The sequence below is a fragment of the Pseudomonas sp. P4795 genome (assembly GCF_048822895.1).
In the GTDB taxonomy this organism is placed as follows: domain Bacteria; phylum Pseudomonadota; class Gammaproteobacteria; order Pseudomonadales; family Pseudomonadaceae; genus Aquipseudomonas.
In genome coordinates this window covers 1-643 of record NZ_JBMFBT010000029.1, presented here as the reverse complement: position 1 = coordinate 643, position 643 = coordinate 1, and the positions used below count along the sequence as shown (strand labels likewise).

1 protein-coding gene is annotated in these 643 nt (G+C 60.2%); it reads left to right on the top strand.

Annotation, left to right across the window (positions count from 1 at the left end; all coding sequences use genetic code 11):
* Positions 1-643, top strand: a 643-nt coding sequence (locus ACOI8A_RS28240; protein ID WP_420657994.1) for a calcium-binding protein, incomplete at both ends; no start/stop codon positions are given.

The window sequence follows — 643 nt, the reverse complement described above, 5'->3', positions numbered from 1 at the left end:
ACCGGCGTTATCGATCTGAACAGCACCAGCCTGCGCAATATCGAGAACGTCACACTGGGCGCCGCCGGTGCCTTCACCGTGCTCGGCAATGACCTGAACAACACGCTGCTTGGCAACGCTCTCGCCAACAACCTGCAAGGCGGAGCCGGCGACGACCTGCTCAACGGCGGCGTCGGCGCTGACACCCTCAGCGGTGGTACCGGCGATGACACCTACATCGTCGACAACACCAACGACGTCATCATTGAAAACGCCAACGAAGGCTATGACCGGGTGCAGAGCAGCGCCAACTATGTGTTGTCAGCCAACGTCGAGGCTGGTCAGTTGATGGGTAACGGCAGTTTTTATCTGGTCGGCAACGAGCTGAATAACGAGCTGACCGGCAACAGTGCGGACAACATCCTCGACGGCAAGGCCGGCGCCGACATCATGTCCGGCGGTGCCGGCAACGACACCTACGTCGTCGACAACGTCGGTGACGTGATAATCGAACTCGGCACTTCGCTGAGCGAAATCGACTCCGTCGTGTCTTCGGTCAGCTACACCCTGAGCAACAACGTCGAGAACCTGACCCTGCGCGGCAGCGACAACCTCAACGGCACCGGCAATGCCCTGAACAACGTCCTCACCGGCAACACCGGCA